The organism is Paenilisteria portnoyi, assembly GCF_014322795.1.
GTDB lineage: Bacteria > Bacillota > Bacilli > Lactobacillales > Listeriaceae > Listeria_A > Listeria_A portnoyi.
In genome coordinates, this window is record NZ_JAASTT010000011.1 from 26499 (window position 1) to 41793 (window position 15295).

The 15295-nt window shown below is 43.3% G+C and carries 14 protein-coding genes; 4 read left to right on the top strand and 10 right to left on the bottom strand.

Annotation, left to right across the window (positions count from 1 at the left end; all coding sequences use genetic code 11):
- Positions 1 to 65: 65 nt before the first annotated feature.
- From HCJ66_RS08860 to HCJ66_RS08880, 5 genes are all read right to left on the bottom strand, one after another.
- Positions 66 to 1637, bottom strand: a complete 1572-nt coding sequence (locus tag HCJ66_RS08860; RefSeq protein ID WP_187132810.1) for a putative polysaccharide biosynthesis protein — start codon at positions 1635 to 1637, stop codon at positions 66 to 68.
- Positions 1638 to 1676: 39 nt separating this feature from the next.
- On the bottom strand, positions 1677 to 5222 hold the full coding sequence (gene mfd, locus HCJ66_RS08865; protein WP_187132811.1) for a transcription-repair coupling factor: 3546 nt from the start codon (positions 5220 to 5222) through the stop codon (positions 1677 to 1679).
- Between the two features lie 68 nt (positions 5223 to 5290).
- Entirely contained in the window at positions 5291 to 5845 is a 555-nt protein-coding gene (pth, locus tag HCJ66_RS08870) for an aminoacyl-tRNA hydrolase (RefSeq protein ID WP_187132812.1), read from the bottom strand.
- A 181-nt stretch (positions 5846 to 6026) separates the two neighbouring features.
- On the bottom strand, positions 6027 to 6788 hold the full coding sequence (locus HCJ66_RS08875) for a tyrosine-protein phosphatase (protein ID WP_187132813.1): 762 nt from the start codon (positions 6786 to 6788) through the stop codon (positions 6027 to 6029).
- A 22-nt stretch (positions 6789 to 6810) separates the two neighbouring features.
- Positions 6811 to 8313, bottom strand: coding sequence for a phosphohexomutase domain-containing protein (locus HCJ66_RS08880; RefSeq protein WP_187132814.1), 1503 nt, complete (start codon positions 8311 to 8313; stop codon positions 6811 to 6813).
- 296 nt (positions 8314 to 8609) lie between these two features.
- Here HCJ66_RS08880 and HCJ66_RS08885 point away from each other — a divergent pair, with 296 nt between their 5' ends.
- The 3 genes from HCJ66_RS08885 (at position 8610) to HCJ66_RS08895 (ending at position 9942) form a co-directional block, all read left to right on the top strand.
- Positions 8610 to 8792: a hypothetical protein gene (locus tag HCJ66_RS08885; protein ID WP_187132815.1), complete on the top strand. Its 183-nt coding sequence runs from the start codon at positions 8610 to 8612 to the stop codon at positions 8790 to 8792.
- Positions 8793 to 9096: 304 nt separating this feature from the next.
- On the top strand, positions 9097 to 9546 hold the full coding sequence (locus HCJ66_RS08890; protein WP_187132816.1) for a hypothetical protein: 450 nt from the start codon (positions 9097 to 9099) through the stop codon (positions 9544 to 9546).
- 60 nt (positions 9547 to 9606) lie between these two features.
- Positions 9607 to 9942 (top strand): RtcB family protein, encoded by a 336-nt coding sequence (locus tag HCJ66_RS08895; protein ID WP_343068985.1) that lies wholly within the window; start codon positions 9607 to 9609, stop codon positions 9940 to 9942.
- A 63-nt stretch (positions 9943 to 10005) separates the two neighbouring features.
- On the opposite strand, the gene HCJ66_RS08900 is transcribed toward HCJ66_RS08895, so the two are convergent.
- The 5 genes from HCJ66_RS08900 to HCJ66_RS08920 form a co-directional block, all read right to left on the bottom strand.
- On the bottom strand, positions 10006 to 10359 hold the full coding sequence (locus HCJ66_RS08900; protein WP_187132880.1) for a DUF2200 domain-containing protein: 354 nt from the start codon (positions 10357 to 10359) through the stop codon (positions 10006 to 10008).
- Between the two features lie 153 nt (positions 10360 to 10512).
- The gene (locus HCJ66_RS08905) at positions 10513 to 10902 is read right to left on the bottom strand and encodes a DUF956 family protein (protein ID WP_187132818.1); all 390 of its coding nucleotides are present in this window, start codon (positions 10900 to 10902) and stop codon (positions 10513 to 10515) included.
- A 115-nt stretch (positions 10903 to 11017) separates the two neighbouring features.
- Positions 11018 to 11929, bottom strand: a complete 912-nt coding sequence (locus tag HCJ66_RS08910) for a PTS system mannose/fructose/sorbose family transporter subunit IID (protein WP_187132819.1) — start codon at positions 11927 to 11929, stop codon at positions 11018 to 11020.
- A 25-nt stretch (positions 11930 to 11954) separates the two neighbouring features.
- Positions 11955 to 12761: a PTS mannose/fructose/sorbose transporter subunit IIC gene (locus HCJ66_RS08915; protein WP_187132820.1), complete on the bottom strand. Its 807-nt coding sequence runs from the start codon at positions 12759 to 12761 to the stop codon at positions 11955 to 11957.
- 25 nt (positions 12762 to 12786) lie between these two features.
- Complete coding sequence (locus HCJ66_RS08920) at positions 12787 to 13770, bottom strand: mannose/fructose/sorbose PTS transporter subunit IIA (RefSeq protein ID WP_187132821.1); 984 nt, start codon at positions 13768 to 13770, stop codon at positions 12787 to 12789.
- Positions 13771 to 14405: 635 nt separating this feature from the next.
- Between HCJ66_RS08920 and HCJ66_RS08925 the strand changes: the two genes are divergently transcribed.
- A complete protein-coding gene (locus HCJ66_RS08925; protein WP_187132822.1) occupies positions 14406 to 15284 on the top strand; it encodes a carboxypeptidase-like regulatory domain-containing protein in 879 nt (292 codons plus the stop codon).
- Positions 15285 to 15295: the final 11 nt, after the last annotated feature.

The window sequence follows — 15295 nt, forward strand, 5'->3', positions numbered from 1 at the left end:
ATTTATCTTTATCTTCGCATGATTACAACTAAAAAGCAACTATCTTAGAAGAGTTCTCCCAAACACTACCTCTTGTGGATTTTGTTGGCGAGCCACATCAGCTTCGAGCCAAACGGCATGTAGACGAGGTCGCGGGTGGTGAGTAGTCGGAATTTGATGATGCAGTAGAAGAAAATGGTTCCTCCGATTAGGGCGCCAAATAGGGCTTGGAACGCGCTTCCTATGCGACTTGTGAGTGGGCAGAATGCTTCCCACATGACGGGGACGGCGACCATTGCTGCGAACGCGATGAGTGCCCAGCCAATCATGTTTTTACGGATGAACGGGATTGGGATCTGGCGTTTTAGCAGGATGTAACAGACGAGAAGTGTTGCGCCTAGGCCGATGACGGTGCCCCACGAGGCGCCGTATGTGGCGAAACGCGGTACTAAGATAGCGTTCGCGATGAGTTTGATGATGAGTCCGACGCAGACTGCGACGGCGGGGCCTGCCATATTGCCAAATCCTTGTAGTATGCTGCTCGTGGTGACGATGAGCGAGCTTAGGAACAGAGACAGGATGAAGACTTGGAGTACCCCAGTTCCGGCCGCTGTTTCGAATAGCATCTGGTTTGTTGGACGCATGATTGCGATTAATCCGAGTGTTGCTGCGCCTGAAAGTAAGATGGTGAGCTTGATGATGAGCAGGACGGAGCGTCGTAACTCTTTTGTTTCACCGCGTGCTTTTGAGGACGTAATCATTGGCACGATAGCGAGCGCAAGGCCCATGCACAGTACTAAGCCTAACTGCAAAAGTGGCTGTCCGCGATCGTAGACTCCTTTTAGTTCTTTTGCCGCCGTGTCATCGATTCCTGAATCCACCATCAGACTGTAAACTTGGAAGGAATCTAGCAATTGAAACAAAATCAGCATGGCGCTCGTTGTGCAGACCGCAATACTCTGCGCTAGAAAACGTTTGACGAACTTCACGCTGGCCCATTTTTTTGAAAAGGTAATCTGCTCTGGTTTATGACGCCAGTAAAAATAAAGCAGTATGCCAAGTGCACCAAAACCACCAACAACTGCACCGCTCATTGCAACGGCGCCAGTCATGTAAAGGTTCCAACCAAGCGCGACGGAACCTGTTGCTCCAGCGATAATAATAACAACTCGCACTAATTGTTCAATCGTTTGTGAAACCGCAGTCGGAATCATCTGCTCATGTCCTTGGAAAAAGCCACGGAAAATCGCCAGAAACGGCATTAATAAAAAGGCGAAACTGATGACACGAATGAGAATCGTCAAACGGAGATCACCCATGACACCAGCAATCATCTCAGCTCCAAAGAAAATGATGAGAAAGAAAAATATTCCAACACCTATCATGACCTGTAGCGCCGACTGAAAAATATCTTTCCTTTTAGCCTCATCGTTTTCTTCGGCAATCATTCGGGAAACAATGATTGGAAATCCAGACAAAGCTAGCGTCATCGCGATTCCGTAGATTGGATATACTTGTTGAAATATGTAAAGACCAATATCCCCAACCATGTTCTGGAAAGGGATACGGTATACCGCGCTAAGTATTTTAGAAAGCAGTGACGCAAGGGTTAGCCAAACTGCGCCTTTCATTAAATTCTTAAGTGTTGTTTGAGCCATCTGTATGCCACCGCCTCGTCTATAAATTTAGATAGGAATTTATTCTGCTTTTGATTCTGCGACTTCTTTTTTCGCTTCTGAAAGTTTATCCGTTAATGTTTTCAGTTCGAATAGCCATTCTTGAAGCGGTTTTGCACCAACGTTCACTGTGATTCTAAGTTGCTGACCATCCATGCCAACGCCAATCTGACGACCATATTCACCAATGACTTGCATCACCATATCGCCGCGCATATTCTGCGTACCTTCTTCTGAAAATTGAATCGTAATCTTCGTCGCCTCTTGTTTTATCGACGCAATACCAACTCGCATCGCGTACACTTTCAGCTCCGTAATCGTAAATAAATATTCCACTTGCTCCGGATATTCACCGAACCGATCCATCATGTCCGAACGCAATTCCTCCAAGTCATCCATATCGAGAATCGTCCGGAAACGTTTGTACATCTCGATTTTTTGGCGACCATCCTGAATATAATGCTCCGGAATATACGCATCTACCGTGATATCAATCTCCACTGGCACGATTTTTTCATGACCCTCTTTAGGCTGACGCGCCGCAATCGCTTCTTGCAACATTTGCGAATACAAATCAAAGCCGACCGAGTCAATAAAGCCATGTTGTTGCGACCCTAAAATATTACCCGCGCCACGAATCGACAAATCACGCATCGCAATTTTGAATCCAGAACCAAGCTCCGTAAATTCTTTAATCGCCTGGAGTCTTTTCTCGGCTTCTTCCCGCAAAATTTTATCCTTCTGGTACATGAAATAGGCATAGGCAATCCGATTCCAACGACCAACACGACCGCGCAATTGATACAGCTGTGAAAGTCCCATGTGATCCGCATTTTGCACGAATAACGTATTCACATTCGGGATATCGACACCCGTTTCAATAATCGTCGTTGTCACCAAGACATCGTATTCCCCTTCAAGGAAGCTCAAAATCACAGACTCAAGCTCTGTTTCCGTCATCTGACCGTGCGCCACAGCAACACGCGCGTCAGGAACGAGCATCTTAATCTCATCCGCCTTTTGCAAAATCGAGTCCACCCGGTTATGCAGGAAGAAAACTTGCCCATCACGCGCTAGCTCACGCTCAATCGCTTCCCGAATCAACACATTATTCTGCTCCACCACATAGGTTTGCACTGGAAAACGGTTCGCAGGAGGCGTCTCAATAACCGACAAATCACGCACACCGAGCATCGACATATGCAGCGTCCGCGGAATCGGCGTCGCGGTCAGCGTCAACACATCAATTTTCGACCGGATATGCTTAATCTTCTCCTTATGTGTCACGCCAAACCGTTGCTCCTCATCGATGACAAGGAAGCCTAAATCATGGTATTCCACATCCTTCGAAAGCAGGCGATGCGTCCCGACCACGATATCCACATGACCCGACTTCAACCCTTTTAGCGTCTCATTCTGCTGTTTACGCGTCCGGAATCGGCTCAACAATCCGACCTCAATCGGGAATCCTTGGAACCGCTCCTTCATCGTTTCATAATGCTGCTGCGCCAGAATCGTTGTTGGCACTAGGAACGCTACCTGTTTTCCGTCCATCATCGCCTTAAACGCGGCACGCAACGCGACCTCCGTTTTCCCATAACCAACGTCCCCGACAAGCAAGCGATCCATTGGCCGTTCGCGTTCCATATCCTTCTTGATTTCCATAATTGAACGCAGCTGATCCTCCGTCGCCTGGTATGGAAACGCATCTTCAAATTCACGCATCATTTCGCCGTCAGGACTATAGCCATAACCCCGCTCCGCCTCACGTTCCGCGTACAATTTAATCAAATCATCCGCAATATCCTGCACAGAAGCCTGAACCCGCGTCTTCACACGTTTCCACTCCGCGCCGCCAAGCTTATTCAACTTCGGCGCTTTGCCTTCCGAGCCAACATATTTTTGCACGAGCTCCAGCTGCTCCACCGGGATAAACAACTTATCATCGCCCTGATACATCAACAATAAGTAATCCTTATGCACCCCGTTAATATCCAGCGTTTCCATCCCAACATAGCGCGCAATCCCGTGATTCACGTGAACCACATAATCGCCAACCTTCAGCTCCGAATAACTCTGAATCCGCTCCGCATTCGACAACTTCTGCCTTTTTTTAGGTTTCTGCTGTTTCTTACTATTAAAAAGTTCCGTCTCACTAATAAAAACAACCTTGGCAAGAGGCAACTCAAATCCATTCTGAAAACTACCAAGCACAAATTGCGTCTGGCCAAACTTCGGAACCTCCGACTCGTCTTTTAAAATCACGCTTTCCATTTCATAATCCGCAAGCGTCTGCTTCATTTTCTCCGCACGCTCAATTGTCGGCGCCAAAATCACGACCGCATAATTATTCTTCGACCAACTGTCCATCTCCGTTTTCAGAACATTCATCTGACCGTGGAACTGCTGCATTTGCTTATACACAATGTTCGTCATCTTCGCAATCCGCACACTGCTCGGCGTCTTTTGGAACAACGACAAATAAATCCGCGACAAGCGATCCGTTTCCAAAAGTGCTCGGAAGTTGTGACTCATCTTCGTATCACGAACCGTCTCCAACCGTTCCAACGTCTCCGTTTGCCACTCCGCTTCCTCTTTTTCTAACCGCTCATCCGTCTCCTGAATCCGCGCAAATTCATCAAATAACAAAATCGAGTTTTGCGGCACATAATCCAGTAACGAAGCCGGATCCGGATAGCACATCCCAATATATTTGAAAAACATATCCGGTTTTTGGCCGTCACGAAGCAACTCCAAATCCTCTTCCAAGTTTTCCACCAATTGTTGCTTATCCTTCTCGCCCGCCATCTGTTTCAGCGTCTGCGCTAACTTCTTCTCAATCCGCGTCACCAAATCCGGGAAAAACGCCGGCTCTAGCAAAATCTCCGTCGCAGGCACCAAGCGGAATTCCTCCACCGTCTCAATCGACCGCTGCGAATCCACATCAAAGAAGCGTAACGACTCCACTTCCGTATCGAATAACTCCATCCGAATCGGATGCTCCTCCGTAATCGGGTAAATATCGATAATCCCGCCCCGAATACTAAACTCCCCTGGCGTATTGACCATATCACTTCTCGAATAACCCATCCTTACAAGCTGACTCTGCAACACCTCAGGCTCAATTTCCGCACCTTGAATCAGCGAAATATTATACTTCTCCCAAATCGAAACCGGCGGCAAAATTTTGCGCATTCCAGACACTGGCACAATCACAATTCCCGGTTTTCTAGACAGCAAAAATTGTAGTACCTCCACACGCTGCCCCCGAAGTTCTGGGCTTGAAATACTAAGTTCCGACGAAATCAACTCATCGGCAGGATATAAGTAAAGACGATCACTGTCAACCAACGCCGACAAATCATCATATAGTTTCTGAGCATGATATAAATTATGTGTCACAAAAATAACCGGTCGCTGCGTCCCGCCCTCAATGACACTAGCAAATAACGCACGACTAGAACCCGAAAGCCCCGTTACTAATTGCGATTTCCCCTTTTCATCCAATTCCTTAATAACGCCACGAATATCTTTTTGTTCATAGACAAGCTGCTGCAATCCCTTCACACTAAAAGGCCTCCTTTATTTGAATATTCCATCTAAATTTCTCGCCGAAATAATCCGGCAACTAATCACTAGTTAAATTGATTCATAACCTCTGCAAACCCCTTATTTGACCAGGCTTCCACGGCATCCGCGCTCTTCTTAATCGCGTCGATAATATCCGCTTGCTCCGATTTCGGAAAATCACCAAGCACATAATTAATAATATCGCCGTTCGCAGGCCGATCCACGCCAACACGAATCCGATTAAACTCCTGCGTTTTCAAATGCTGAATCAGTGACTTCATCCCATTATGACCACCCGCGCTACCCTTTTGTCTAAGTCTAATTTTCCCAGTAGGCAAGTCCAAATCATCATACACAATCATCACATCATCGACTGAAATATCATAATAATCCATTAATGGACGCACACATTCCCCTGAAAGATTCATAAAAGTTAACGGTTTCACGAGTAACATTTTCTCGCCATTCACAACGATACTACTCGTCATCCCATTAAATTTCGACTTCTTCCAAGGCGTTTGATATCTAAAACTAAGCTCATCAACGACCATAAAGCCGACATTATGCCTAGTACGCTCATATTTTTTACCCGGATTTCCGAGTCCAACAATCATTTTCATAACGACTCTCCTCAATGAATTAAACCACTTCACTAATGAAATGGTTGTTTACGGCTATATGTTTCGTTTGATTATACCATGATTTGACGCTGTAAGAAAGGGATGTCTTTTGGTAAAAATAAAAAACTGGCAAGAAGATGAATTAACTATCCCTACCAGTTCTGCGTTTTTTTCTACTACCTTAAAACAAGAAAAACCGCTTTTGCGATGGCATCGAATAATCCTCCGCGATAATCACATCATTTTTAAGTACTTTCGCGCCATTTTCTTTTAAGTAATTCACATACCGCGAACCAATTTTCTTCACTAATCGCTGCTCAATCTCCTTATGCAAAAGCGGTCTACGAACCGTATCATGCGCATCTGTCGCCAAAAAATGCACCAGCTGATTCTCCAACAAAACCTCACTCGATTTCTTGGACTTTTTCCCAAACTTCCCGTCTAAGCTCGACCAAGTAAGCTGCGCCAAAGCCCCGTGCGATACAAAATCATATAGCCGTTCTGGGTTTTCCATAATCTCGAAGTTCCGCTCTGGATGCGCAATCACAGGCACGTAGCCCGCCATCTGTAAATCATAAAACAACTGCTCTGTGAACACTGGAATGCTCTGCGTTGGAAACTCAATCAACACATAACGGCTACCTGCAAGCGACGCCAAGTCCCCATTTTTCAAGCCTTCAATAATTTCGCCGTGCAAGCGCACTTCCTGTCCAACGTGCACTTGCAGCTCCATTCCGTTATCCTTAATCGCCTCGTTTAGCTCCACCACATGCTCTGCCACAGAAGGCCGCAGATTAAAATAATCGCCTTTCAAATGATGCGGTGTTGCAATGATATCCGTGAAACCCTCGGCTATTGCTTGTTGTGCCATGGCAAGACTGCCCGTTTCCGTTTTTGGTCCGTCATCCAACTGGTTCAAGATGTGGCAATGTATATCAATCATACTTCTCATTCCTTCTATTGGCTTATTTTTGTAGGCTTACGCTATCTATTTCCGCATATTCCCTGAAGAAGTCTTGCAATATCGCCTTGATTTTATCGACGCCGCCCACTTCATCACTCTCTAAGTTTACTGGCATAACTGGCTCGTGTAAACTCATACGTAACAAGAACCAGCCATTTCCGAATGCGCCGCTCGTGTTGACCCTTACACCCTCTTGGTTTACAGGCTCCAATTCCAAGCCATCCGTTTTAGCCACAAACCCTTTAAAATCTTCCAAAGCAGCCAACCCATACGCCTTAAAATTACTTGCCAAAATCGATAGGCGAATCTCATCATTGCCCGCCGGAACCTTCAAATCGCGCGTTAAATCCGCCAAATCCTTCCCGTCCTTGCGTAATTTTGCATAGCGCATCAAGATTTTCGCAATCAAATACGCGCCATCATCCAAGAAATAATTCTCCTTCAAAGCCGCATGACCACTAACCTCAATCGCAATCTCACTCTGTGTCCCAGCCTCATTCAAGCGAATCGCCTCGTTGATTACGTTACGATATCCGCGTTTAAAACGATGCTGCTTCCCGCCTAGATTCTCAATGAAATCCTGCAAATGCGTCGAAGTTGTCGAGTCCGTCACGATCGTCGTTCCCGGATGCTCCTCCAAAATAATCGCCGAAATCACAGCAATCAGCGGATTCCGATTTAAACTCTCGCCGTCACGATTCACAATCGCCGCCCGATCGACATCCGTATCAAAAATAACGCCCAAATCAGCCTTATTCGCAAGTACAGCTTCCTTCAAGCTCGCCATCGCCTCATTATTATCAGGATTCGGAATATGATTCGGGAAATTCCCATCAGGATCAAGGAATTGGCTACCCGTAATATCCGCGCCTAGTTTTGCCAACACTTCCGTCGCAAAAAAGCCACCCGCACCATTTCCCGCATCCACCACGATATGGCTTCCACCAAGCGGTTTCGCGTAACCCGCCGTGTCATTAATCCCAACGCGAATTTTGCCGACCAAATCCGCCGCATAATGTTGCAATAAAGGTTTGTGCGTCACCGTTCCCGCATCTTTTGACACAACAACCGCGCCCGCATGCTCCACGATATAATCAATATCCTCATGCTCCGCACCGCCGTCACGCGTGAACAATTTCAGCCCATTGTAGAAATAAGGAAGATGGCTCGCCGTAATCATAATTGCCGCATCACATTGGTAATCCTCATATTGCGTCGCCATAAACATCGCCGGCGTCGTCGCCAAACCAACATCCACGACATCGATCCCAGACCGCGTCAAGCTCGCCACAAGCACGTCCTTCACACGATCCGCAGACAAGCGACTATCATGCCCAATCGCTACCGACGGCCGTTCGCCAGTGTTCTTCACATCCCGCAACCAAGCCGCAAAACCAATCGCAATCGCGCTTACATGTTCATCCGTCAATGTCACATCGTGTTTCTCCGTTTCAATCGCAATCCCTCTAATATCCGAGCCATTCTGCAAGTCCTTCAAAGCCATAATCCCATTCCTCCAATTTCTATGTATATTCTCTCGTTCATTGTACCAAAAATCCGCCCCGATAGCGACGCATGTTCCTTCTCAATTTTGTTTTACATCTCAAAGATAAAAGATAGTTAAAAATTTGCAAATAAGCTATACTTATAACATAGAAGTAACAACATGTTGAAAATCCTCAGTTAAGATTTGCAAAAAGGCTATTCATAAACCAGCACTTGTAAATATATCCAGAAAGGACGATTGATTTGGAATCTACAAAGAAAACTTCACTGTACACAGTATGGGAGAACTTCGGATTGAAAAATAATATTTGTCACCCCGATGAAATTTTTTTATTTTTAGAAAAGGCTATTGAAGCCACGAATGGACGTCTGAATGTTGATTTTTATGGTGGAAGCTACGCAGACGAATTATGTTCAGTTAAGCGTAGAGGCGATTTTTTTATTTATATTCGAAAGATTTTGAAGATTACTTTTTGAGGGCTCATGAATTAAACGAATCAGAAAAAATGGATTTCTACATTTGGGGTAATAACACTTATATTTACAAAGTTATGAATATCGATAATTTAGAAATTTTTAAGTATAAAGATGAAGTTTACATTGTAGTAAAGTCTTACTACACTACAAAAAAAGAATTGTACTCAAATCTTTCTAAGACTTTTGATATTTCTAAAAAAACATAACAGAAATTGAAACTGGTCATTATATTGAATTTTTATTTACAGATTCAAATGGACGTAATCACAGCTGTCAACTCGTACCTTTCCCTATTAATTCAATAATGATTCAAGAGAAAAATAATCCTTTAGACGAAAGTTTCTCTAAAGTCATAATGGATATGATTCTAATTAATGACTTCAAAAAGTTATATAATATTTGGTTACTGGAATTAGATCCTTTAGAAGATTATATCAATAGCCGCCAGCTAAAAAATTTAGGCAGTGAAATCCGATTAGAATCTGAAAGATTACTGAAATATTATATCCTCTATAAACATTACGAGATGGATTACAATGAATTCGAGAAAATTTCAAGCGAAATATTATCAAAATATAGCTATCTGACATTGGGTGATTTAAAAAAGAAAATATCAACAATAGATATTCCAAACGATTTCATAGTTATTCTAAACAAATTAGCACATGATAACGGCAAACCTCCGCTAAAAAAGGACCTTAAATTTGCCCTCAAAAATTTCATAAATCTTTTAGAAGAAAATTTTCAAATCTAGAGAATACGAGTTTATATTTTTCAATTTAAATATGATCACATAAGTGGCAACAATCACTTTATCGAATTCAGAAACGGCGAACTCGGCATCATTCCAGGCGCGATGGGCGCAACAAGCTATCTCGTTCGCGGCCTAGGCAATCCCGAAAGCTTCCACTCCTCCTCGCACGGCGCCGGCCGAAACTTCTCCAGAACCCGCGCCAAAAGCAATTTCCCAATGGAGGAAGTATTGCAAGACCTGAATGAACACAACATCGCAATCGGCAAGAAAAACCTCCAAGACGTCGCCGAAGAAAGCCGTTTCGCCTACAAAAATATCGATGAAGTTATGAACAACCAAACCGATCTCGTCGAAACCATTAAAACCCTCTCAACACTTGGCGTCGTTAAAGGCTAGCAAAAAAATACGAAGCACAGAAGCTAAACCATCATCCAGGTTTCATCTTCTACGCTTCGTATTTTAATTCTGCCTCAATACTTTCTCCATCGCTTTCCCCTTCGCCAATTCATCGACTAACTTATCCAAATACCGAATTTGCTGCATCAATGGATCTTCAATTTCCTCCACCCGATACCCGCAAATAACCCCCGTAATCAGCGAAACATTCGGATTCATCGACGGCGCCTCCTCAAAAAATGTTTCAAAATCCACTTTCTGATCCAGCACACGTTCCAAACCCGCCTCATCATAACCCGTCAGCCAAAAAATAACCTCATCGACTTCCGCCTGCGTACGCCCTTTTTTCTCGACTTTTTGTATGTAGAGCGGGTACACACTGCCAAACGACATCCCAAAAATTCTCGGTTTCTTCATCATGTTCTCCTCCTCTAACTTCACGCTACTTTCTATTTTACATAGATAAGGCCCTTTCCTCAATGATTAACGCTTATATCTCCACAACAAAAAGCACCTCACTCAATATTACGAGGGAAGCACTTTTAGGTCTCACTATGCATAAAAAGTCGCTCATTTCTTCTTTTTCGGTTTCTTCTTGAACATCGATTGAAACGCGTTTTTCAGTACGTCGAAGAAACTTAGCGAGGTCACCATGTTGGCTGGATCTACATATACACGAATCGCTCGGAGTACATCTTTCGGTTTTTTAGAAGCAAAGGTAAAGGTTCCGTTGCGCTTTGTTTTAATCGCATAACGCGGAATCCACTTTCCTTTAAGCATAACGGAAACGATCACTTGATCTACTTCTTCCCAAGGAATCTGGATAAACTTACGGACATCACGCGAGTTGAAAAATTCAAAACCTTTGTCGCCAATCATGATTTCACCATAATCGGTAAGCCCTGTAAACGCGGTCGCATCTATTTTAAAGTCTACTTTTGTATTAATCGATTGAACCAACTACATTCGCTCCATTTCTTTTCGCTTGTTTTCCTCATTATACGTTTTTTCTTGCTATATAATCAATAAAAAGAGGCTAGCGACATTGCCAAACCTCTTTTTATCGACTTGAATTTTATAGAAGTCCGATTACGTGACCAACAACACCAACTACGAATAGCCCTAAAATGATGATGATTGGACTGACTTTCTTTCTAAGCAGCCACATACATAGGAATGTTAATAGTAATGCTGCCAGACCTGGAATTAAGCTATCCAAGTTATTTTGTAAAGTCGTTACTTTAATTTCTGAAAGTGCTAAACCTGCTTGTTGTTGCTCTAAGGCTTCCTTGATACCAGCGGCGCCACTTGAAAGTTTATCCCAATCAATAAACGCACCGTTATCTAATTTAACCTCAGAAATGACGGGTTTAAATACGATAGATACCCACCTCTGAACCAGGGCCGCGAGCACGAACATCCCGAGGATAGACGCACCTTTTGTAATATCTTGTAATAGACCACCTGAAAGATCGTCTGTAACTTTAGAACCAGCTTTGTAACCAAATTCTTGTGTATACCACATGAAGCTCCAACGAATAACGTTCCATGCTACGAAGAAAATAATAGGTCCAAGGATATTCCCACTAATTGCAAGTGAAGCCCCAAGTGCACCTAACATTGGACGAATTGTGAACCAGAATACCGGATCCCCGATACCAGCTAGTGGCCCCATCATCCCAACTTTAACCCCTTGAATTGCTACGTCATCAACTGGCGCTCCATTTGCACGTTCTTCTTCCAGTGCAAGCGTTACTCCAAGGATTGGTGATGCAACATATGGATGTGTATTAAAGAACTCTAAGTGACGTTTCATCGCCGCTGAACGATCTTCTTTTGTTTTATATAATTTTTTGATTGCAGGAATCATTGAGAATGCCCAGCCACCATTTTGCATACGTTCATAGTTCCATGAACCTTGAATGAACGTGGAGCGCCATGCTACACTTAGGCGATCTTTTTTTGTTAACTCGATTTTTTCAGCCATTTCATGTATCCTCCTTTTTTAGGTTTTAATAGTCGTTTAGGATGTCGCCAAGCGGATCTTTGGAATTACCGCCTCCGCCACCGTTTGAATTACCGCCACCCATTTTAGAAAGGTTAAGGTAAATAAGAGCTAATGCTACACCTAGAGCACCAATCGCAATAAGCGTTAATTGAGAAAGTGCTGCTACTACGAAACCGATGATGAAAAATGGCCATACTTCTTTTGTTGCCATCATGTTAATAACAAGCGCATAACCTACCGCTACTACCATTCCCCCACCAATTGCCATACCTTCAGTCAACCAAGATGGCATTGCTTCTAGGAAATTTTGAACGCTGTCTGCTGGAATGAATAAAAGTGCTGCTGCTGGAATCGCGATACGAAGTCCTTGCATACAGATTGCACCGATATGCAACCATTCAACCTCTCTGAAACTTCCTTTTTCCGCGGCTCTATCCATTAAATGCACGATAGGAACTGCCAATGTACGAACGATCATAGTTAAGAAAAGACCTGCTACTGCAAGTGGAATCGCAATCGCAATCGCTGAAGGAATACCTGCGACACCTTGTCCACCTAATACTAAAATAATTGCTGATGCTACAGATGCTAAAGCTGCATCTGGTGCTACGGCCGCTCCAATGTTTGCCCAACCAAGTGCGATCATTTGAAGTGTCCCACCAAGGATAATACATGCCGTTAAGTTACCTGTTACTAAACCGATTAATGTACACGCTACTAGTGGCTGATGGAATTGAAATTCATCCAAAATTCCTTCTATACCAGCTAGGAAGGCAATGAAAACTACTAAAATTATTGCTATTACAGACATAACTATACCTCCTATTTTGAATTTGTTACTGAGCTTTTAACTCCGCTTTTGCTTTTTTGATAATGTCGTCCATGTTTGCGCTCGAATCGTTAGGAACTTTACGAACATCAAACTTAATGCCTTTTTCTTTTAGTTTATCGAAAGCTTCTACATCTTCTTGTCCCATTGCAAGTACTTTACTTACAACGACTTTCCCTACAGAGTGAGCCATAGAACCGACATTTACTTGTTCGATTTCTACGCCGCCTTCTACAACGCGGAGAACGTCTTGCGGATTCTCGAATAAAAGAAGTGCTTTTGTATTCCCAAAACGAGTATCTTTTGCAATCTCAATCATTTTATCCACTGGGATAACATTGGCTTTAACGCCCGGTGGTGCTGCTTGTTCGATCAATTTTTTACGTAAGTCATCTTTGGAAACCGCGTCAGATACAACGATTATACGACTTGGGTTTGTTGATTTTGTCCATGCCGTAGCTACTTGACCGTGTAACAATCTGGAGTCAACGCGTGCTAAGACAAATTTAATTTTGCCATCACCAACAACTGTTCCTGGAGCAAGATCCGCTTTCGGTTGTTCAGCAACTGCTGCTTCTTGCGGTTTCGGTTGTAATTCTTCTGGCTTGATACGCACGCCTTCTTGACCTGGTGCCAAGATACTTGTAGCGATTTCTTGCGCAGAATTCATCGAGAAGCGTGAGGCAAAAGCTTCAATTAACATTGGTAAGTTAAGTCCAGCTACAATTGCCCATTTATCTTTATGTTCTTCATACAAACCGTTTGCTTGGTTGAACGGGGTGCCTCCCCAAAGATCAACTAAGAATAGTACTTCATCTTGGCTATCAAATGATGCGATTGCAGCTTCCATCTTGGCTTTGATATCTTCTGGACCTTCGCTTGGCATCAATGTGATTGCTTTAACGTTTTCTTGTTCTCCGAAAATCATCGTTCCGGACTGCAAGATACCTTCAGCAAATTCGCCGTGAGTTGCGAGGATAATTCCTACCATCTTTTTCCCTCCTAAGTATAACTTTGCTTTCTTAACATTTAGAGACGTCTAACGTAAGCTCTAGCTAGTTTGTTTATTATGTCTCTTCCCTAAGCCCGAAATCCCTCTCCCCCTTTCAAGTCGTCAGAGCCTCCATCAAACCCTGCGCACGTTTATAAGCCCAATCCCCTGGCTATTAAAAATTTTGAGAAGCTACAGGTTTAGTATTATCTACCGCGCCTGCCTTGGATATCAATAAATACCCAATATTTGCTTCTTTCAATCCTGTTAGTTTTCATTATCTATTACCGGTTTAATATAAAGCAATTTTCATGCCAACTTTAGTGTATCGTTAAGCAAACGTCTATGTACCAGTAATATAAGCATGATAATAGGCAAAATAACAGTCAGTGTATTATGTATCAATACGCTATTTCGATTTCTAATATAGTATATTATTTCAGGATTGATACTGTAGGACATTATACCATACTCTAGGAAGCCCCTCTACCATAAAGTTACGTTTTTATGCATATTGATCAAAAAAAGGATAGTTTCCGCGAATTAAATTTGTAATAAGAGCATTAATCTCACCTCCAGATATTGCTTTTATTTTGTGACGATGTATACTTACATATATAGGGAGGAAGATAAAAATGATAGAATTAGCTTTAATTTGTGTTTTTATTGGTGTATTAGCGATTTTTGCTAAAAAGAAAAGCTTCAAAAAAGGGATGTCACTATTTTTAGCTATTGGTATGGTTGGGATTATTTTAGCAGGGTGTGGTGCTGCAAGTGACGAATTAACGAAGAAAGATGAACCGACTACGGCGCAGCAAGAAAAAACGAAGCAACTGGCCCTGAAATCCGAAAGCGCTTTTAAATCAGATGAAAATGGAACCGTCACCATCACAGGGGAAACAGCGCCTGACGCGGAATTAACTCTCGTGGCAAGCGGTCAGCCAGATCAAACAGCAACTTCGGATTCTGATGGGAACTTCTCATTTGAGATTACAGCAGTGCCTAATGATGGTACCGCAGTAATTACTACCAACTGGAAGGGCCAAAACAAGTCCAAAGATATTACATATCAGGTCAATCCGACGTATAAAGCAAAACTCGTTAAAATCGAGCAAGAAAAACAAATTGCTGAGGCAAAACGTGTGGAAGCGGAACAAAAAGAACAAGCACGTATCGCGGAAGCTCAGCGTGTAGAAGCTGCTCGAATTGCGGAAGAAAATAAGAAAGCAGAAGAAAAACGTGTGGCTGACCAGGAAGCCGCAGCTGAGAAAGCTCGTATCGCAGCCGAACAAAAAGAACGGGCTGCCGCAGATCAACGACAAGCAGAAGAGCGTAGACAAGCGGAGGAACAACAGCCAGCAGATAATCAAGGCGAAATGGTTTATATCACAGCAACAGGTAAACGCTATCACTTCGATCAAAACTGTCGTGGCCTCAATAATTCTAATGGTGAAACACAAGTTACTTTAGCCGAGGCGCAGTCACGCGGCCTCACAAAATGTAAATTTGAATAAAACGAAACGCT